23 protein-coding genes and 3 pseudogenes are annotated in these 17,332 nt (G+C 65.6%); 16 read left to right on the top strand and 10 right to left on the bottom strand.

Annotated features, from left to right (window positions below; translation table 11 throughout):
• Positions 1-381: glycosyltransferase family 4 protein (locus AC2VOU_RS14615; protein ID WP_486958021.1), on the top strand; the 381-nt coding region annotated here is incomplete at its 5' end.
• Positions 381-1,409, top strand: coding sequence for an NUDIX hydrolase (locus AC2VOU_RS14610; RefSeq protein ID WP_486958020.1), 1,029 nt, complete (start codon positions 381-383; stop codon positions 1,407-1,409). The genes AC2VOU_RS14615 and AC2VOU_RS14610, both read left to right, overlap by 1 nt.
• Before the next feature lie 2 nt (positions 1,410-1,411).
• Here AC2VOU_RS14610 and AC2VOU_RS14605 read toward each other — a convergent pair whose 3' ends face one another.
• On the bottom strand, positions 1,412-2,404 hold the full coding sequence (locus AC2VOU_RS14605) for an LLM class flavin-dependent oxidoreductase (protein ID WP_486958019.1): 993 nt from the start codon (positions 2,402-2,404) through the stop codon (positions 1,412-1,414).
• Between the two features lie 183 nt (positions 2,405-2,587).
• On the opposite strand from AC2VOU_RS14605, the pseudogene AC2VOU_RS14600 reads away from it, so the two are divergent.
• The 7 genes and pseudogenes from AC2VOU_RS14600 to pdxT form a co-directional block, all read left to right on the top strand.
• A pseudogene (locus tag AC2VOU_RS14600) lies at positions 2,588-2,680 on the top strand (SDR family oxidoreductase); the annotation flags it as partial.
• Positions 2,681-2,763: 83 nt separating this feature from the next.
• On the top strand, positions 2,764-3,030 hold the full coding sequence (locus AC2VOU_RS14595) for an SDR family oxidoreductase (protein WP_486958018.1): 267 nt from the start codon (positions 2,764-2,766) through the stop codon (positions 3,028-3,030).
• A gap of 28 nt (positions 3,031-3,058) precedes the next feature.
• Entirely contained in the window at positions 3,059-3,283 is a 225-nt protein-coding gene (locus AC2VOU_RS14590; protein WP_486958017.1) for a hypothetical protein, read from the top strand.
• Complete coding sequence (locus AC2VOU_RS14585; protein ID WP_486958016.1) at positions 3,280-3,849, top strand: TetR/AcrR family transcriptional regulator; 570 nt, start codon at positions 3,280-3,282, stop codon at positions 3,847-3,849. The genes AC2VOU_RS14590 and AC2VOU_RS14585 overlap by 4 nt, the downstream gene beginning before the upstream one ends.
• 165 nt (positions 3,850-4,014) lie before the next feature.
• Complete coding sequence (gene pdxS, locus AC2VOU_RS14580; RefSeq protein WP_486958025.1) at positions 4,015-4,863, top strand: pyridoxal 5'-phosphate synthase lyase subunit PdxS; 849 nt, start codon at positions 4,015-4,017, stop codon at positions 4,861-4,863.
• A 9-nt stretch (positions 4,864-4,872) separates the two neighbouring features.
• Positions 4,873-5,706: an acyl-CoA thioesterase II gene (gene tesB / locus AC2VOU_RS14575; RefSeq protein WP_486958015.1), complete on the top strand. Its 834-nt coding sequence runs from the start codon at positions 4,873-4,875 to the stop codon at positions 5,704-5,706.
• Positions 5,703-6,299 carry a pyridoxal 5'-phosphate synthase glutaminase subunit PdxT gene (gene pdxT / locus AC2VOU_RS14570; protein ID WP_486958014.1) on the top strand — a complete coding sequence of 199 codons (597 nt, stop codon included), beginning with the start codon at positions 5,703-5,705 and terminating at the stop codon, positions 6,297-6,299. Before tesB ends, pdxT begins: the two co-directional genes overlap by 4 nt.
• Here pdxT and AC2VOU_RS14565 read toward each other — a convergent pair.
• Positions 6,283-7,101 carry an oxygenase MpaB family protein gene (locus AC2VOU_RS14565; RefSeq protein ID WP_486958024.1) on the bottom strand — a complete coding sequence of 273 codons (819 nt, stop codon included), beginning with the start codon at positions 7,099-7,101 and terminating at the stop codon, positions 6,283-6,285. The two genes, pdxT and AC2VOU_RS14565, sit on opposite strands and share 17 nt — an antisense overlap.
• Before the next feature lie 114 nt (positions 7,102-7,215).
• Here AC2VOU_RS14565 and AC2VOU_RS14560 point away from each other — a divergent pair, with 114 nt between their 5' ends.
• Positions 7,216-7,866, top strand: coding sequence for a class I SAM-dependent methyltransferase (locus tag AC2VOU_RS14560; protein WP_486958013.1), 651 nt, complete (start codon positions 7,216-7,218; stop codon positions 7,864-7,866).
• Here the strand turns inward: AC2VOU_RS14560 and AC2VOU_RS14555 are convergent.
• Positions 7,832-9,034, bottom strand: a complete 1,203-nt coding sequence (locus AC2VOU_RS14555; protein WP_486958012.1) for an FAD-dependent monooxygenase — start codon at positions 9,032-9,034, stop codon at positions 7,832-7,834. The genes AC2VOU_RS14560 and AC2VOU_RS14555 overlap by 35 nt on opposite strands.
• A 38-nt stretch (positions 9,035-9,072) precedes the next feature.
• On the bottom strand, positions 9,073-10,176 hold the full coding sequence (locus tag AC2VOU_RS14550; protein ID WP_486958011.1) for an FAD-dependent monooxygenase: 1,104 nt from the start codon (positions 10,174-10,176) through the stop codon (positions 9,073-9,075).
• A 72-nt stretch (positions 10,177-10,248) separates the two neighbouring features.
• Here AC2VOU_RS14550 and AC2VOU_RS14545 point away from each other — a divergent pair, with 72 nt between their 5' ends.
• From AC2VOU_RS14545 to AC2VOU_RS14535, 3 genes are all read left to right on the top strand, one after another.
• On the top strand, positions 10,249-10,860 hold the full coding sequence (locus AC2VOU_RS14545; protein WP_486958010.1) for a TetR/AcrR family transcriptional regulator: 612 nt from the start codon (positions 10,249-10,251) through the stop codon (positions 10,858-10,860).
• Between the two features lie 59 nt (positions 10,861-10,919).
• Complete coding sequence (locus AC2VOU_RS14540; RefSeq protein WP_486958009.1) at positions 10,920-11,675, top strand: YebC/PmpR family DNA-binding transcriptional regulator; 756 nt, start codon at positions 10,920-10,922, stop codon at positions 11,673-11,675.
• 130 nt (positions 11,676-11,805) lie between these two features.
• The gene (locus tag AC2VOU_RS14535) at positions 11,806-12,717 is read left to right on the top strand and encodes a hypothetical protein (RefSeq protein ID WP_486958023.1); all 912 of its coding nucleotides are present in this window, start codon (positions 11,806-11,808) and stop codon (positions 12,715-12,717) included.
• Positions 12,718-12,759: 42 nt separating this feature from the next.
• On the opposite strand, the pseudogene AC2VOU_RS14530 reads toward AC2VOU_RS14535, so the two are convergent.
• The 6 genes and pseudogenes from AC2VOU_RS14530 to AC2VOU_RS14505 all read right to left on the bottom strand — a co-directional run.
• A pseudogene (locus AC2VOU_RS14530) lies at positions 12,760-13,115 on the bottom strand (ACT domain-containing protein); the annotation flags it as partial.
• Between the two features lie 21 nt (positions 13,116-13,136).
• Entirely contained in the window at positions 13,137-13,292 is a 156-nt protein-coding gene (locus AC2VOU_RS14525; protein ID WP_486958008.1) for a hypothetical protein, read from the bottom strand.
• A gap of 225 nt (positions 13,293-13,517) precedes the next feature.
• Positions 13,518-13,853, bottom strand: coding sequence for a hypothetical protein (locus tag AC2VOU_RS14520; protein WP_486958007.1), 336 nt, complete (start codon positions 13,851-13,853; stop codon positions 13,518-13,520).
• Between the two features lie 188 nt (positions 13,854-14,041).
• Positions 14,042-14,599 carry a hypothetical protein gene (locus tag AC2VOU_RS14515; protein ID WP_486958006.1) on the bottom strand — a complete coding sequence of 186 codons (558 nt, stop codon included), beginning with the start codon at positions 14,597-14,599 and terminating at the stop codon, positions 14,042-14,044.
• 74 nt (positions 14,600-14,673) lie between these two features.
• A pseudogene (locus AC2VOU_RS14510) lies at positions 14,674-15,161 on the bottom strand (class I SAM-dependent methyltransferase); the annotation flags it as partial.
• 78 nt (positions 15,162-15,239) lie between these two features.
• The gene (locus AC2VOU_RS14505) at positions 15,240-15,494 is read right to left on the bottom strand and encodes a hypothetical protein (protein ID WP_486958005.1); all 255 of its coding nucleotides are present in this window, start codon (positions 15,492-15,494) and stop codon (positions 15,240-15,242) included.
• 285 nt (positions 15,495-15,779) lie between these two features.
• On the opposite strand from AC2VOU_RS14505, the gene ruvC reads away from it, so the two are divergent.
• From ruvC to AC2VOU_RS14490, 3 genes are all read left to right on the top strand, one after another.
• Complete coding sequence (gene ruvC, locus AC2VOU_RS14500) at positions 15,780-16,334, top strand: crossover junction endodeoxyribonuclease RuvC (RefSeq protein ID WP_486958022.1); 555 nt, start codon at positions 15,780-15,782, stop codon at positions 16,332-16,334.
• Complete coding sequence (gene ruvA / locus AC2VOU_RS14495; RefSeq protein WP_486958004.1) at positions 16,331-16,921, top strand: Holliday junction branch migration protein RuvA; 591 nt, start codon at positions 16,331-16,333, stop codon at positions 16,919-16,921. Before ruvC ends, ruvA begins: the two co-directional genes overlap by 4 nt.
• Positions 16,918-17,332, top strand: a 415-nt coding sequence (locus tag AC2VOU_RS14490) for an AAA family ATPase (RefSeq protein WP_486958003.1), incomplete at its 3' end; no start/stop codon positions are given. The genes ruvA and AC2VOU_RS14490, both read left to right, overlap by 4 nt.

The following is a 17,332-nucleotide window of genomic DNA, read 5'->3' as shown; positions in this document are numbered from 1 at the left end:
GGCCTGGTGGACGATGCCGCCAAGGCGTCGGCGATGCGCAGCGCCGACGTCTACTGCGCGCCGCACCTCGGTGGGGAAAGCTTCGGCATCGTGCTCGTCGAGGCGATGGCGGCCGGTACGCCGGTGGTGGCCAGCGATCTGCATGCGTTCCGCAAAGTGCTGCGTGACGGGGAGGCCGGGCTGCTGGTGACGGTGGCCGACGGCGCTGCGCTGGCCGAAGGACTGATCGCGGTGCTGGAGGACGACGCCCTGGCGCAGCGCTACGTGGCGGCCGGTTCGGCGGCAGTGCGCCGCTACGACTGGTCGGTGGTGGCCGGCCAGATCATGCAGGTCTACGACACGGTCGCGGTCAGCGGTAACAAGGTCCAGGTGGCGAGCTGATGATCGCGCTCGTCGCGGTGCTGCTGATCGCGTTGCTGATCGTCGTGCTCGGATTCGCGGTGTGGGGCTACCGCACGGCTAACCGACTCGACCGCCTGCACGTGCGCTATGACCTGTCCTGGCAGGCGCTGGACGCCGCGCTGGCACGACGGGCCGTTGTGGTCCGCGCGGTCGCCACGAGTGTGTTCGGCGGCACCGTCGACGCCGAGCGACTGGCCGGGCTTGCCGACGCAGCCGAACACGCACCGCGCCGGGCGCGCGAGGCGTGCGAGAACGCGTTGTCGGGCGCGCTGTCGACGGTCGACCCGGGGTCGGTGCCGGCAGCCCTGATCGACGAACTCGCCGACGCCGAGACGCGCGTGTTGCTGGCCCGCCGATTTCACAACGACGCGGTCCGCGACACGCTCGCGCTGCGTGATCGCCGCCTGGTCGGGCTGTTCCGACTGGCCGGAAAAGCGCCGTTGCCAAGCTATTTCGAGATTGCCGAGCGATCGCAGGCGCCGCGACACCCCGACTATGCCGCTGCCCCGCGGCGCACGTCGGCGCGCGTTGTGCTGCTCGACGAAACCGGCGCGGTGTTGCTGTTGTGCGGATCGGATCCGGCACTCGGCGACTCGGCGGCCCGGTGGTGGTTCACTGTGGGCGGTCGGGTCGGCGACGGGGAATCCCTCGGACAGGCCGCCGCGCGTGAGCTGGCCGAGGAGACCGGTCTGCGGGTGGATGCGGCCGACATGATCGGGCCGGTCTGGCGGCGCGACGCGGTGTTTGACTTCAACGGCGCGGTGATCGACAGCGAGGAATTCTTCTTCGTCCACCGCACCCGGCGCTTCGAACTCTCCACCGTGGGACGTACAGAGTTGGAGAACAGCTATATCCACGGTCATCGGTGGTGTAGCGCTGCCGACATCATCGCGCTGGCCGAGGCCGGGGAGACGGTGTATCCGCTGCAGCTCTCCACGCTGCTCGCTGAGGCAGCTGAGCTGGTGCGCGCGCCCGCCCGGCCCCGGCAGCTGCAATCCATTCGGTGAGCTCAGTCGCGGGCAGCCTGGGCGGCGACGATGAACCGCTCCAGTTCGCCGGGCATGTCGGGTCCAGTGGGCTGGTAAATCACCTCGGTAATCCCGTCGGCGGCGCAGCGCTGCAGTTGCTTATCGATCTCGACGGTGGTGCCTGTGAGAGTCGTTGTCGGGATGGCTGCCCAACTGCCGGCGGCCCACGCCGCACGATCGATGTCGTTCAGCGCCACCAGGTGATGGTCGTGGATCGCGAGATGTCTTTCTCTTTCCGCAATTTCACCGACTTTGTCAAGCCACAACTGCCCGGCCGGTAGCGCGGTGACGTTGCCGCCGAACTCGTAGGCAGCGTGGTAGGCCAGGGCGTTGCCGGGCCCGGCGGCCGCCTGTACTCGAGCGGAATTGAGGTGTTCGCCGTCGGCCAGCACTGTGCCGTGGACGCCGAGGGCCGCCCACCCGAACCGGTGCGCATGCCCGGTCTCGCCGTTGACGGTAAACAGGCCGTCGGCCAGATCCTCTGCGACGGCAAGCCCTTTGGGGCCCAAGGCTGAGATCAGGAGCGGTATGTCTACGGGCCGGCTGGGAGCGTGGCCGTCGGGGTGCAGCATCCGCATACGCTGACCGCGCCAGTCCACGGTTTCGCCGTTGAGCAGCCCGCGAAAGCTGCGCACATAGTCGGCCAGGTCGTTCCAGGTGGTCGGTTTGCCGCCCATCGCGCGGGCGCCGGCGAAGCCCGTCCCGAATGCGACCGCCACCCGGCCAGGTGCCATCGCGGACAGTGCGGCCGCAGCGGAAGCGTTCACCATCAAGTGTCGCAGCCCGGGCACCAGCACGCCGGGGCCCAGGCCTATCCGCTCGGTGCGTTGCGCGGCGAGGGCGAGCATCATCCAGACGTCGGGTCCCTGTTGAGGTGTGTCGTGGAGCCAGGCCCGGTCGTAGCCCAGGTCCTCGGCAACCTTTATGTGCGCCGGCGATTCCAGCGAGGTCGAGAATTGCGCTGAGACCTTCATCAGTGTGACCTTTCATGGAGAAGCCGCATAGGTAGACAGACCTGTCCAATGAGATGGGCGTCAGTTTCATTCCGTAGCCGCCCTGATCGGTGCTGTGATGGACGTCAGCCCCGATCACGGAATAATTGATGAGACCTGTCTGTCTAATCCGTAAGGAAAGGCATTCGACGCAGAGGAGCCCTCGTGACCGACGCACCGCTGGTGACCGGGGCGACCTCGGGAATCGGCTATGCGGTCGCGTTGACGTTGGCCGGTCAGGGATTCGAAGTGGTCGTGCACGGCAGCGATATCGTCCGCGGCGCCGAGACCGTCAAGGGCATCGAGGCACGTGGCGGTGGGGCCGTTTCGTCGCTGCTGACTTGGGCGAACCCGGCGGCCCCGCCACGTTGGTCGCCGCTGCGGGACCGGTCGATGTGCTGGTCAACAACGCCGGCTTCTCCTGGTTCGGCCCGACAGACCAGCTCGATGAGGCGACCTTCGACAAGTTGTTCGCCGCCAACGTCCGCTCCGCCTATCAACTCGTCGCGGCCGAAATCGCCGAGGTGATCGCGTTCCTGGTGTCCGACAAGGCGAGTTACATCACCGGCGCGGTGATCCCCGGCGACGGCGGCCGTGCCGCCATCTGATCCCCCGCAACGTCGGAAAGGCGCAACGATGACTGACACGTACCTACCCAGCCCGAGCGACCGGGTCGCCGACCAGGTGGCCCGCTACGAAGCGACCAACGGTGCCGAGGGCGGCACGCTGCAGGGTCGGCCGGTGATCATCATGACGACCGCCGTCGCTGGAGAATCCTGGCCACACTTCCTGGAATACCGCGCCAGGGCTGGGGCCCGGGAGATTCCCGTTCTGGTGCTGGAGCCGGTGGAGCAGTCGTGACGGCCAATGCCACGCAGACTGCCCGTGAACGGCTGCTGTCGGCGGCCAACGAACTGTTCTACGCCGAGGGGGTGCAGACCGTCGGCATCGACCGGGTGATCGCGCACGCGGGAGTGGCCAAAGCCACGCTGTACAACACCTTCGGTAGCAAAGAGAACCTGGTCCATGCCTACTTGAGAAGCCGGCATCAAGCGACGCTGGAGGAGCTCCGGGCCAGCGTTGCACGCCACCGCGAGCCCAGACGCCGACTGCTGGCGATATTCGGTGCCCAAGCCGAAATGTTCGCCCAACCGGGTTTTCGTGGCTGCGCCTTCATCACGGCCAGCGCCGAAGCGCCCGACGGTGGGCGGATCGAACATGCTGTCGACGACTACCGCGCCGACGTCCGCGACCTGCTGACTGAGCTCGTCCACGCCGCCGGGGTGTCCGAACCGGCCGCGTTGGCGCGGCAGTTGCAGCTGCTCTACGACGGCGGCGGGCTGGCTGCGCAGCTGGATCACGACCCCGATGCCGCGGCTGCCGCGAAAGCCGCGGCCACGCTACTTCTCGACGCCGCCATCCGCTGATGGGCGCGATCGAATGGCGGAAAGAAATTGGCTGGTGGCCGACCATTAGACTTGTTGCGTTACCGGGCAAACGAGACACCGACGATAGAGGTAGCAGTGGATAGCGCGAAGCCGAATGGCGCACATGGCGCTGTGCGGACCGGAACCGCGCGGGTCAAGCGCGGCATGGCCGAGATGCTCAAGGGCGGCGTCATCATGGACGTCGTCACCCCGGAGCAGGCCCGGATCGCCGAGGGCGCCGGCGCGGTCGCGGTGATGGCGCTGGAGCGCGTGCCCGCCGACATCCGGGCGCAGGGCGGGGTGTCGCGGATGAGCGACCCCGACATGATCGAGGGCATCATCTCCGCTGTCACCATTCCGGTGATGGCCAAGGCCCGCATCGGGCATTTCGTCGAGGCCCAGATCCTGCAGAGCCTCGGGGTGGACTACATCGACGAGTCCGAGGTGCTGACGCCGGCCGACTACACCCACCACATCGACAAGTGGAAGTTCACCGTGCCGTTCGTCTGCGGCGCGACCAACCTCGGTGAGGCGTTGCGGCGGATCAACGAGGGAGCGGCGATGATCCGTTCCAAAGGCGAGGCCGGCACCGGCGATGTGTCCAATGCGACCACGCACATGCGCGCCATCGGGGGAGAGATCCGCCGCCTCGGCTCGCTGTCCGAGGACGAACTGTACGTCGCGGCAAAGGAACTGGCCGCCCCCTACGACCTGGTTGCCGAAGTCGCCCGGGCCGGCAAACTACCGGTCACGCTGTTCACCGCCGGTGGCATCGCCACCCCGGCCGACGCCGCGATGATGATGCAACTCGGCGCCGAGGGCGTCTTCGTGGGATCGGGGATCTTCAAGTCCGGGGACCCGGCGCAGCGCGCCGCGGCGATCGTGCAGGCCACCACCTTCCACGACGACCCCGACGTGCTGGCCAAGGTGTCCCGCGGACTCGGTGAGGCGATGGTCGGCATCAACGTCGAGCAGGTGCCGGAGCCGCATCGCCTCGCGCAGCGCGGCTGGTAAAAACAGTCCGTGTCGATCGAGAAAATCCTTGATCTCGAGCAACTCGAGGTCAACATCTACCGGGGCTGTGTGTTCAGCCCTGAACAGGGCAACTTCCAGCGCACCTTCGGGGGCCAGGTAGCCGGGCAATCCCTGGTCTCAGCTGTCCGCACGGTCGACCCGCATTTCCTGGTGCACTCGCTGCACGGTTACTTCATCCGGCCCGGAGATTCTTCGGCGCCAACGATTTTCATCGTCGAGCGGCTACGCGACGGGGGGTCGTTCTGCACCCGGCGGGTCAACGCCATCCAGCACGGCAACACGATCTTCTCGATGTCGGCGTCGTTTCAGACCGATCAGGAGGGCGTGCACCACCAAGACGTGATGCCCTCGGCGCCGCCGCCGGACGATCTGCCCGGGCTCAAGTCGATGAAGGTCTTCGACGACGAGGGGTTCAAACAGTTCGGCGAGTGGGATATTCGCATCGTCCCGCGCGACCAAGTTCACCTGTTAGCGGGCAAGGCTGCCCAGCAACAGGTGTGGTTCAAGCATCGTGATCCGCTGCCCGATGACCCGGTGCTGCACATCTGCGCGCTGGCCTACATGAGCGATCTCACCCTGCTCGGCTCCGCGCAGGTCACCCATCTCGACGAGCGTGCGCACCTGCAAGTCGCCTCGCTGGATCACGCGATGTGGTTCATGCGGGTGTTCCGCGCCGACGAATGGTTGCTCTATGACCAGTCCTCGCCGTCGGCGTGCGGCGGCCGCGCCCTGTGCCAGGGCAAGATCTTCAACGAGCACGGCGAAATGGTCGCCGCCGTCATGCAGGAGGGGCTGACCCGCTTCCCTCGTGAATCCTCGTGAGCGCCGCACGCATCGGAGTATTGGCGCTGCAGGGAGACGTCCGCGAGCATCTGGCGGCGTTGAGTGCGGTCGGGGTCATCGGCGTGCCGGTGCGGCGCTGTGCCGAGTTGGACGCGGTCGACGGGCTGGTGATCCCCGGCGGGGAGTCCACCACGATGAGTCTTTTGCTGCGCGAGCTTGATCTGCTCGAGCCGCTGTGCGCGCGGTTGGCCGGGGGCCTACCGGCCTACGGCGCCTGCGCGGGGATGATCCTGCTGGCCAGTGAGATTCGCGACGCCGGCCCGGCCGGACGTGCGGCGACCCCGCTCTCGGCGATCGATATCACGGTGCGGCGTAACGCTTTCGGACGACAGGTTGACTCCTTCGAGGGCGACATCGCGTTCGACGATCTCGATGATCCGGTGCACGCCGTCTTCATCCGCGCCCCGTGGGTGGAGCGGGTGGGCGCGGGGGTGCAGGTGTTGGCTACTGCGGCCGGCCATCCCGTCGCGGTGCGCCAAGGCGCCGTGCTGGCGACGGCGTTTCACCCCGAGGTGACGGGTGACCGTCGCATTCACCAGTTGTTCGTCGACATCGTCAGCGGCCGGCGCTGACCGCACCGGGGGCCGGCAGGGCCCACCGTATGCCGCCCACCAGAACGCGTCCCACCGTGCGCACAAGCGTGACCTCGACGGGCGGAAAATACGGCAGCAGCAGCGGAATGCGGGCCCACAACGGCAGCGTCGAGACTGCGGCGGCGGCCAGCGCGCCATAGGGTGCCCGGGCCGGCAGCGCCAGCGGCGGCGTCAGCAGCAGGAATCGAGCGGCATCGCGCGCCGCCGGAGTGCTGCGCAACTCTGGCCGAAAATCCTGAAGCCGTTGGGCCAGTTCATGTTCGGTACGCGGTGGATCGAGCACGCCGAGCCGCGACGCGATGTCGGCCATGTCCGCGACGTAGCCGTCGCGACCGGCCTGATCCAGCGGGGCGGCGCCGTAGCGCTGATGGGCTCGCAGAAAGCTGTCGGCCTCAGCGACGTGCACCCACTCCAGCAGGTGCGGATCTGTGGCCGTATAGGCCCTGCCGTCGGCCGCCACGCCGCGTACCCGCCGATGGATACCCCGGACGCGGTCGACGGCGCGCTGGGCGTCGACGGCGGACCCGAACGTGGTTTCGGCCAAGAAAGTGCTGGTGCGTTGCAGCCGACCCCACGGGTCGGCGCGGTAGTTGGAGTGCTCGGCGACGCCGGCCATCGCCAGCGGGTGCAGCGACTGCAGCAGTAACGCGCGCAGCCCGCCGACGAACATCGACGCATCGGCGTGGACTCGGCGGATCGGACGGTCGTCGGCGAACCAGCGGGGCCCCGGCGTGTGGTGGATGCGCTCGCGCTCGGACGGACCGTCGGGACCGGCGACCATCTCGAAGAGGCGGCTGCCCAGTGCCTCGCGCACCGCTTGTAACGAGCTCTGTGCTGTCACTGTGTCCATCCTACGCAGCGTTTGAAGTGCGGCATTGTGGTGTAAAAGCTGAGCATGGATACTTCTGCCGGCCGGGCGACTACCAGCGACTTCGACGATCCGGTCCGAAGCTGGCGCGACATTCCGGGTTGGTTTCAGTGGCGGGGCCTGCAAGAGGAGGCCGTCGCACAATTCCCCGACGCGAGCTGGTTCGCCGAGGTCGGCTGCTATCTGGGACGCAGCATCTGCTCGCTGGGTGAGGTGGTGCGGGAAGCGGGACTGTGCACCAGGGTCGTCGGGGTCGACACCGCGCAGGGCAGCGGGCACGAAGGTCGTGGCGATTTCGACGCACACGGTGCCGCGGTCGACCATGGCGGCGGGACCTTCGCAGGTCTGTTGCACCGCAACATCATTGACTGTGGACTGGCCGACACCATTCAACTGGTCATCAGTGGCTCGGTCGCGGCGGCCGAGTTGTTCCCCGACGAGTCGTTTGCCTGGGTGCACATCGACGCGCGTCACGACTACGCTAGCGTCGTCGCAGATATCACCGCGTGGGCGCCCAAAGTGAAACCTGGCGGCTGGTTGTCCGGCGATGACTACCAACCAGACTGGTGGACAGGCGTGGTGGACGCGGTCAGCGACACGCTGCCCGACGCCGGCCCGTGGGGATCGATGCAGTGGCGGTGGATCAAACCCGGATCGACGGATAGTCCGGCAGCGTGACGTCCTCGGCCGCACTTCGGCCGAAGCGTTGGCCGATCAGACTCATACCGGTCCGGACTGCTGGGCTCGCGAAGGCCCGGGCACCGGTGTGTAGCACGCGGATACCGGCGCGGGTGCGAGGGTTGGCCCGCCGCAGCATTGCCGGCCGGACGTCTTGAGCAGCCGTGACGTACGGTCGCATGAACTGCTCGTATCGCCCCAGTGCGGCGTCCAGATCGACGGTGCGAGACAGCTCGCCGGCCAGTACGTACGCCCCGATCAGTGCCAGGCTGCTGCCGCCCCCACCGACCGGCGATGGGCAGAACGCGGCGTCGCCCAGCAACGCAACCCGGCCTTTTCTCCAGCTCGGCGCGCGCACCTGCCCGATGGCATCGAAATACATGGGCGCAGCATCGAGCTGAGCCAGGATGCGGGGTGCGGCCCCGCCGGCGTCGGCGAAAGTCTTTCGCAAGATGGCAATGTGGTCACTGCGGTCGAGATCTTCGAGGCCACGGACAGTGGACATGAAACTCAGCATGGCCCTCGTCGTGCCGAGGTTATCCGGTCGCAGGTGAATTGAACGGGACTCCGGAACGTGCTGCCAATTCCACCAGCGATCGTCCGACTCCTGGCGAGGGATTTGCAGGTACGCGATGTACATGTCCAAGTCGGTGACGGCGACGGGGATCACCAGATTGCGGGTGCGCGACCGCAGTCCCTCGGCGATGACAACAAGGTCGGTGTCGATGGTCGTATCGTCATCGAGCACCGCAGTGACATGGTTGCCGGCATCGGTGAGATCGGCGATCTGAGTGTCGAATCGGTACTCGGTGGTGTCGCGGGTGTGCTCGATCAATATGCGAGACAGTTCGCCGCGCAGGATTTCCAGCTCGGCAGTGATGCCCTCCCGCCGACCGGAGTCATCCATCGGGAACGACGCCGCGGTCGAGCCGTCGTCCCTGACGAATCGCATACCGATCTCGGTGGTGTTGGCGGCGCGGACGTCCTCCTCGATGCCCATCCTGCGGACCACCTCACAGGCCGCGCCGCGCACGTCGATGTTGTGCCCTTCGTCGCGGCGCTGCGGGAACCGCTCGACGATGGTGGTCCGCCAGCCGTGCGCAGCGAGTTGATGGGCGAGTGCAGGACCGGCGATGCCGGCACCGGAGATCAGCGCATGACGGTTCATCGGCGCTGTATATCACGCACGTCGATATCCGAAACAGCTCAGCGCGTTACGGCGCTGAGCTGTTGGTTACGAGCGTCAATCTCGTGCTGGGTGGCTGGGACCAGCCCGTCACCGCCCGGGGCGGCGGTGCCCTGCGCGTAGCTGACGTGGGGACGTTGTTCGCGCTCGTACTGATCGAACGCCGCCGCGATGTCGTCGGAGTGATCACGTAGCGCCTCGGCCAGCAGCCACGCGCCGGTCATCGCCAGACTGGTTCCGCGACCCGACAGCGGGGATGCGCAATACCCAGAATCCCCGACCAGGACAACGCGGCCCCGGTGCCACGCCGGCAGGTGGATCTGGCTGACCGAGTCGAAGTAGAGCTCCGGGTCGCGGGTCGCGGCGTCGAGCAGTTCGGGAATCTTCCACTCGGTGTGGCCGGCGAACGCGTCACGCAGGATCTGCTTCTGGGCATCGAGGTCGCGGTAGTCGTAGTCGATCCACGGCGCGCGAAACATGAACATCCCCAATGCTTTATCGCGGTAGGTAGGGATTCCGGCAATGTGGCCGGGGAAGTTGTACATCGGATTGCGGCAGCCGGGTTGAGCGCGACCCGGCAGATCGGTCAGTGCGACGTAGAAGCCGAGGTGTCGCAGGAACTGGTCTTCGGGGCCGAACGTCAGTCTGCGGGTGGCCGAGTGCATGCCGTCGGCACCGACGACGATGTCGTAGCGCTCCTGCTCGCCGGAGGCGAAGAGTACGTTCACGCCTTCCCCGTCGTCGTGGAGTTCGGTGATCAACTCGCCGAATCTCAGCGAGGTCGCCGGGCCCAGCGCGTCTCGTAGCACCAGCGCGAGGTCTTCGCGGGGAATCTCGGTATCGTCCGGGCAGTCGTTGAATTCGCTGTCGGGTAGTTCGGCGAGCACTTCGCCGTCACTGTCGACAAACGCGACGCGCTCGCTCATGTCCACTCGGCGGACGCGGATTTCCTCGAGCACACCCATCTTGTCGGCGGCCTTGATCGCGTCACCCCGGATGTCGATCGGAGATCCGTTGACCCGCAGATGATTCGCGCGTTCGATGATGGTGACGTCGTGATCGGTGCCGAGAGTGACCCCCGCGCTGAGGCCGGCCATGCCGGCGCCGGAAACCAGGATCCGCATTAACGATCAACCCCTTCAGATAAGATCCGATATGTATCTTAAGGACGGTAGCCTGACGGCGGAGGAAACGCAATGTCTCTTAAAGGTGCCGCGCCGGCGCAGCGTCGACGCGGCGAAGCATTGGAGAAAGCACTGCTCGACGCGGCATGGGCCGAACTGAACGCGAGCGGATACGACGACCTGACCATCGACGCAGTGGCCAGTCGCGCCGGTACCAGCCGTGCGGTGCTCTATCGCCGTTGGTCAAGCAAGCGGGAACTGGTACTGGCCACGCTCGTGCACCAAGTGAAAGCCGATGTCGTGGACACCCCGGACACCGGAAGCCTGCGCGGCGACGTCATCGCCTTACTGCAGCGGGCTAACGAGGTCCGGATCCGGCTGGCCACCTTGGTGTTAACCCGCCTCGGCGGGTTCTACCGCGAGGCCAACATTAACCTTGCCGAGCTCACTGCCTACGTCCAGGGGGGTCGCGAGACCGTCTTGGCCGCGGTGATCGACCAGGCCGTCGCGCGCGGTGAAATCCAGCCCGGCCAGGTCAGTGAGCGGCTCGCGTGGGTACCCGTTGAGCTGTTCCGCTACCAGGTGATGGTGACCTTGCGGCCGGTTCCCGAGCAGGTGATCGAGGAGATCGTCGACGACGTTTTCATGCCGCTGGTCAGGCTGGGTGGCGCAGAGACGTCCTGATCGCAGAGCCCACGTAGACTCGGCAGGCGAATTGCGAGCGACAGAAGAGGTACTAGCCGATGAGCGGCCATTCCAAGTGGGCCACCACCAAGCACCAGAAGGCCGTCAAGGACGCCCGCCGCGGCAAGGAATTCGCCCGTCTGATCAAGAACATCGAGGTCGCCGCGCGTACCGGGGGCGGCGATCCGGCGGGTAACCCGACGCTGTACGACGCGATCCAGAAGGCCAAGAAGACCTCGGTGCCCAATGACAACATCGAGCGGGCGCGCAAGCGCGGCGCCGGTGAGGAAGCGGGCGGCGCCGACTGGCAGACGATCATGTACGAGGGCTACGGCCCCAACGGTGTCGCGGTGCTCATCGAGTGTCTGACCGACAACCGTAATCGTGCCGCGGGCGAGGTACGGGTGGCGATGACCCGCAATGGCGGCAGCATGGCCGACCCCGGATCGGTGGCCTACCTGTTTTCCCGCAAGGGTCTTGTCACTCTGGAAAAAAACGGCCTGAGCGAGGACGACGTGTTGGCCGCCGTCTTGGAGGCCGGCGCCGAAGACGTCAGCGATCTCGGTGAGAGCTTCGAAATCGTTTCCGAGCCCACCGATCTCGTTGCAGTGCGAACTGCCCTCCAGGACGCCGGCATCGACTACGAGTCGGCGGAAGCCAGCTTCCAGCCGTCGGTCAGCGTGCCCGTCGACGTCGAGGGCGCGCGCAAGGTGTTCAAATTGATAGACGCGCTGGAGGACAGCGACGACGTGCAGAACGTGTGGACCAATGTCGATCTGTCCGACGAGGTGTTGGCCGCCCTCGACGACGAGTAGCTCGTGGGCCTCTCGGCGCCTGCGCCGAGGTCGACGCTAGCGAGACAATCTCTCGCACTTTCTCGCGCTGCCGTCAGTCTCGACGAGGGTGTGGATGGGTGTTCGCGGGATACCCGGCGCATCGCGCACCATGTCGTCCGTGGGAGAGGTCTTTCTTGGTAGTGAGGCGCTTCGCGATGCGGCGCTGACCGAGCACGAATTGCGCCGGTGGTACCAACCGATTTTCCGTGACGTCTATGTGCCGCGGGGCCACCAGCCGTCGTTGAACGACCGAACCGTGGGGGCTTGGCTGTGGTCACGCCGAAACGCGGTCATAGCCGGCGCTGCCGCCGCGGCGCTGCACGGTGCAGCATGGGTAGACGCCGACATTCCCATTGATTTGATCGGGAAAAGCGCTCGGGCGCAACGTGGTTTGGTGGTGCGCAACGAGACGCTGGAGACGGGCGAGCTCACCCGAGTGGGCCACTTGCCGGTGACGACGGTTGCTCGAACCGCGTTCGACCTGGGTCGTCATCAGCCTCGAGGGAGGGCAGTCGCGTATCTCGACGCGCTGATGCGCGCTGCGCCGTTTTCGATCGACGAGGTGCTTGCGCTTGGGCAGCGACACAAGGGCGTGCGAGGTCTGCGACGACTAGGGGCCGCATTGCTGCTCGTCGATGGCGGAGCGATGTCGCCGAAGGAGACGTGGCTACGCATATTGCTTCGCGACGCCGGTCTGCCACAACCCACCGTCCAGCTCCCGCTGTATCGAGGTAACCAGTTGGTTGCCGTATTCGACATGGGCTGGGAAGAATACAAGGTTGCCGCAGAATACGACGGCGATTACCACCGCAGTGATCGACGGCGCTTTGTCAAGGACATCGACAAGCTCGGCGTCGCTGAGGGCCAGGGGTGGATCGTCATCCGGGTGGTCTCCGAACACCAATCCCGCGCCATCGTGAACCGGGTATATCGAGCTCTGGAGCGTCGCGGGTGGCACCCAGATCGACGCCAGCGTGGCGCCCTCTCGCGCTTTCTCGCGATACCGTCGATCTCGGCGTAAAACTAGTGGTATCCATGGCTCGAGGGCATCGTCTTTTGACGCCTTCTTCGACGCCATAATCGCGACCCGTTTGGGCTTTGCGGCCTCGGTGAACCCATCCCGAACTTCTCGGCCACCTGCTCGGTAAAGTCGCGGGCCAAGTCGTCTCGCACTGCCGCCAGACCTGGCAGGTGAAAGACCCTGCGCTCCATCAATATTCCGTCGGCTTGCTCGGTCGAGTGCTGGTCCAGCGAGATGATGTTGGCGCCTGCGGCTGCCAGGAACGTAGTGACCGCTGCCACCAGTCCGGACCGGTCGGCGCAGCGCAGCAAGAGCCGGCCGACGTCTTTGACGGGCAGCGTAGCGCGGGGGGCGCGAACGAACTTTTCGGCGGGGCCGCTGTCGATGGGGCTGGTCATCTCGCTCTGACGCTGTCGGTCTCAGCCGCCGGGCTCGCCGGGCTTTCCAGGCTTGCCGGGGGCTCCGCCCTCGCCCGGCTGACCGCCTTTGCCCCCGGCGCCTGGCGTGCCGTCGCTGCCGTTACCACCGTCGCCGCTCGGATCGTCGGTCGCAAAGCCGACGGCGATGTCGCTCACGGTACGGCTGCAGCCGGTCGACGCGACGCGGCGCCCAGAGTGAACAACGCCGCAGCCAGGGTCACCCCGGCAGCCGCGCTCAGGTCTACGGCTTTGATTGCCTTGTTTGATCGGCGATCCCGTGCGCCACCGCTGCCGTGAACGTAGTTCCACAACCGGAGGCGGGTTGCCAAACGCACGAATTCAAAGGGAGTTCTTGGTGCCCGCCTTCACGCTGCGAAACGCCTAGCGCGGACCGCTGACGGTCAGTGGCAGTGCAACTTCTCCCGCTGCGCCGCTCATCTTGACGACCCAGCGGCCATTGAGATTCAAGGTAAGCCGGAACTGGAAGCATACAAAGCCCACGTCTGCGTTTCTCAAGTTCATCGGCAGTTCGCGGTGCATGTGCAGGGGTTCCCCACCGTTCGGCGGGCTGACCTCTATGACGACCAGGCGATCTATCCCGTCGGTGTCTTCAGTGCCGCCTTGTGTCAACACCACGATGTTGAAATGCGCTACTCGGTCGCGACCAACGTTGTAATTGGATATCACCCCGCCTTTCACGTTCAGCTTGTTGTTCACTACTTCGACCTTCTCGGCCAGGAACGCCCCACTTATCCTCATGGTGTCCAGTATGCGCGAATACTGCTGCGCAGTATCGAGATTGGGTCAGCTCGGCCTCAGGCTTTCGCCGTAGTTTTCAGCGGCTTCCACGAAAGGCTGCCGGCGCAGTCGTCCGCCGACAGCCGCACAGATCGGTGATTAGCAAGTCACCCGCACGACTTGTCGAGTTGGGTGATCTGGGAGTCGAGGTCATGCCGCAACGAATCCTGGGCGTCTGCCCCCGCGCCACTCAAATAGTTGATGCCAAGTTGTTCGATCGTGTTGGCGAACGTGTTGATCGCGTTCGCGAGATCCTTTGGAGCCGCGGTGTTTGCGTCGAGTCGATCTCTGAGGTACGCCCCACCGCCGTCGAGGGCCAATCGTGCGTTGGTCGCCACGGCGAGTTCGGCGACCGCGTCGTTCGGGTTGTTGCTTTGCATGTGTGTGTTGGCGACTACCGATTTGTGGGCGGCGTTATAGGCAGAGCAAATGTTCGTTTTCGGGTCACCGCTCTGCTGAGCTACCGAGGCGTGGTTGTGCGCCGGGTAAAAATACGCCAGTGCGGCAAGGACAGCAGCGATCGCGGCGATCGCGAGGGCTGCATACGTCAACCAAGGCAACGTTTTCGACCCTCGCGGGAGATGCACCGTGGAAGAAGTGGGCTCCCCGCTGGCGTGTTTCTGGCTTTCAGCGTCGGAGGATCCGATGACAGGCCTGTCAGTCATTAGGTGAGAATATCGCGCTCTGTTGATGCAGGGAGGCCATTGCCGAAAAGGCCTCGGCGGCATTCGGTCTGCCTAGATTCCTTCTGTTCGAGCCCCAAGTCACGAAAGAACGACTGCAGCAACTCAAGTTTGACGCGGCCGTACGTGACCTACAGCATCACACCCGAGGCGCCGTCTGGTCGCAGACAGCTGGCCACGGCGTTCATGCCGGTCTGCGGATCGGCCACGTGGTGTAGTGCACCGGTCGACACGGTCAGATCGAAATCAATTTCCAGAGAGGGCAATTCCTCGATCGACAGCGGGTGTAACTCGAGGTTGAACAGTCCGTGCTTGTCCTTTTTCGCGTCGGGGTTCGTGAATGCGAATACCGCCGCCTGATTGGTGCCGCAGCCGGCGATCAAGATGTCCAGGTCACGCTGGTATTCCCGGTCCGGCCACAACACCCGGGGTCTTACCACTCCCAGTTGCGAGCCAGCCACACGTCCAGGTCCTCGATCGGTTGCGGGTATCGGTAGTGCTCATGCTGGCGAGAGGCCACATCGGCACGCGGGTTGTCGTTCACGTTCGCACTGGCCCTTTCTCGGCAAAAACGTTGAATGCGTAGCCAGTTGCTCCGTCGCGGCCGTCACTCGACGAGACCTCACACCATCTGCGGCCCTTCGGGAATGTTCTGCGGATCGCGCCAAAAGGCATCGTTGACGGATCGTTTGAACAGATCCGGCGGCAGCAGGCTGGCGCGCGGCTCGGCCTTGACCTGACCGCGCACGGTGTGCAGCCCTGGAGTACCAGCACGTTCGTCGAATCCGGTGACGTCGTCATCGACGTGGTCGAAGTCGTGCTCGAAAGCAGGTTCACCGATGAAGTCGTAGATGGCGTGCAGGGTTTCGTACTTCACAAGTAACAGGCGCTCGTTCTGTGCGCCATAGCACGCCTGGGTCTCGAAGCATCGTTTCCGCAGCTAAACGGTTACTAGAGCTATTTTAGGTAGACGTTCGATGTGCGACAAATTGACACCTTAAATAAATTTGTCGTCCGATTGACGTACAGATTTAAGATTTCCTCAGGACCACCAGGGGTGGCGGAGCGTGATCATCAGCGCGGTCCTCGCGTGTCCGGTGCCACCAAATCGTCAGCGGTGGCTACGCTGATCGAACAACTGTTCGCCCTAGAAGGAGGCAAGGTGCGCGTGATGGGCGTCGACCCCGGCCTGACGCGCTGCGGGCTGTCGGTGATCGAGAGTCGCGGCGCCCGCCAGGTCATCGCGCTCGACGTCGGTGTGGTGCGTACGCCGTCCGACGAGTCGCTTGCGCGGCGACTCCTGACGATCAGCGATACCGTCGACCACTGGATGGACACCCACCTGCCGGACGTCGTCGCGATCGAACGGGTGTTTGCCAACCAGAATGCGAACACCGCGATGGGTACCGCGCAGGCTGGTGGCGTGATTGCGCTCGCGGCCGCCAAGCGCGGCATCGACGTGCACGTCCACACGCCGAGCGAGGTGAAGGCGGCCGTGACGGGCAACGGCCGCGCAGATAAAGCTCAGGTTACCGCGATGGTCACCAAAATCCTTGCGCTGCAGACGAAACCGACTCCAGCGGATGCCGCGGATGCTCTCGCGCTGGCCATCTGCCACTGTTGGCGCGCGCCGATGATCGCCCGGATGGCCGAAGCCGAGGCCAAGGTCGTCGAGCAGCGTAAGAAGTTCGCCGCGAAAGTGAAGGCCTCGAGATGATCGCGTCGGTGCGAGGCGAGGTGATCGACGTCGCCCTCGATCACGTCGTCATCGAAGCAGCCGGCGTGGGTTACAAACTGATGGCCGCTCCATCCACGCTCGCGACGCTGCGCCGCGGCAGCGAAGCCCGCTTGATCACCGCGATGATCGTCCGCGAAGACTCGATGACCCTCTACGGCTTTTCCGACGGAGACGCGCGCGACCTGTTCCTGACGTTGCTCGGCGTGTCCGGCATCGGCCCCAAGATCGCGCTCGCCACGCTGGCGGTCTACGACGCGACGGCACTGCGCCGGGCGCTGGCCGACGGTGACGTCGCAGCGCTGACCCGGGTGCCGGGTATCGGCAAGCGCGGCGCCGAGCGGTTGGTGCTCGAGCTGCGCGACAAGATCGGGCCGGTCCCGCCGACCGCGGGCGCGGCGCTCAACGGGCATAGCGTCCGCGGACCGGTAGTGGACGCTCTTGTGGGACTTGGCTTTGCGGCCAAGCAGGCCGAGGAGGCCATCGACAAGGTCCTGGCCGCCGACGACGAAGCCACCACCTCCACGGCGCTGCGATCGGCGCTGTCGTTGTTGGGTAAGACGAAATGACCGACGAGGACTCTGAGGAGAGGGAAGTCTCGGCGGCGCTGACCGTCGGTGAGGGCGACGTCGACGCCAGCCTTCGCCCTCGCTCGCTGGGCGAGTTCATCGGCCAGCCGCGAGTGCGCGAGCAGCTGCAGCTGGTCCTCGAGGGCGCCAAAAACCGGGGCGGCACACCGGATCACATCCTGCTGTCGGGTCCACCCGGGCTGGGCAAGACGTCGCTGGCGATGATCATCGCCGCCGAACTCGGGACGTCGCTGCGGCTGACGTCGGGCCCGGCGCTGGAGCGCGCTGGAGACCTCGCGGCGATGTTGTCCAACCTGGTCGAGCACGACGTGTTGTTCATCGACGAGATTCACCGGATCGCCCGGCCGGCCGAGGAGATGCTGTATCTGGCGATGGAGGACTTTCGGGTCG

Source organism: Mycobacterium sp. TH-M25 (assembly GCF_057473665.1).
The sequence above is the reverse complement of the archived record's forward strand: the minus strand, read 5'-3'. Positions and strand labels throughout refer to the sequence as shown.

Excerpts from the sequence above, each read along its gene's own strand:
- AC2VOU_RS14555 (WP_486958012.1), bottom strand. The coding sequence starts at position 9,034 with ATGAACCGTCATGCGCTGATCTCCGGTGCCGGCATCGCCGGTCCTGCA.
- AC2VOU_RS14535 (WP_486958023.1), top strand. The coding sequence starts at position 11,806 with ATGTCGTCCGTGGGAGAGGTCTTTCTTGGTAGTGAGGCGCTTCGCGAT.
- AC2VOU_RS14610 (WP_486958020.1), top strand. The coding sequence starts at position 381 with ATGATCGCGCTCGTCGCGGTGCTGCTGATCGCGTTGCTGATCGTCGTG.
- pdxS (WP_486958025.1), top strand. The coding sequence starts at position 4,015 with ATGGCCGAGATGCTCAAGGGCGGCGTCATCATGGACGTCGTCACCCCG.
- AC2VOU_RS14540 (WP_486958009.1), top strand. The coding sequence starts at position 10,920 with ATGAGCGGCCATTCCAAGTGGGCCACCACCAAGCACCAGAAGGCCGTC.
- AC2VOU_RS14605 (WP_486958019.1), bottom strand. The coding sequence starts at position 2,404 with ATGAAGGTCTCAGCGCAATTCTCGACCTCGCTGGAATCGCCGGCGCAC.
- AC2VOU_RS14565 (WP_486958024.1), bottom strand. The coding sequence starts at position 7,101 with ATGGTCGCCGGTCCCGACGGTCCGTCCGAGCGCGAGCGCATCCACCAC.
- AC2VOU_RS14590 (WP_486958017.1), top strand. The coding sequence starts at position 3,059 with ATGACTGACACGTACCTACCCAGCCCGAGCGACCGGGTCGCCGACCAG.
- ruvA (WP_486958004.1), top strand. The coding sequence starts at position 16,331 with ATGATCGCGTCGGTGCGAGGCGAGGTGATCGACGTCGCCCTCGATCAC.
- AC2VOU_RS14545 (WP_486958010.1), top strand. The coding sequence starts at position 10,249 with ATGTCTCTTAAAGGTGCCGCGCCGGCGCAGCGTCGACGCGGCGAAGCA.
- AC2VOU_RS14550 (WP_486958011.1), bottom strand. The coding sequence starts at position 10,176 with ATGCGGATCCTGGTTTCCGGCGCCGGCATGGCCGGCCTCAGCGCGGGG.
- AC2VOU_RS14560 (WP_486958013.1), top strand. The coding sequence starts at position 7,216 with ATGGATACTTCTGCCGGCCGGGCGACTACCAGCGACTTCGACGATCCG.
- AC2VOU_RS14515 (WP_486958006.1), bottom strand. The coding sequence starts at position 14,599 with ATGACTGACAGGCCTGTCATCGGATCCTCCGACGCTGAAAGCCAGAAA.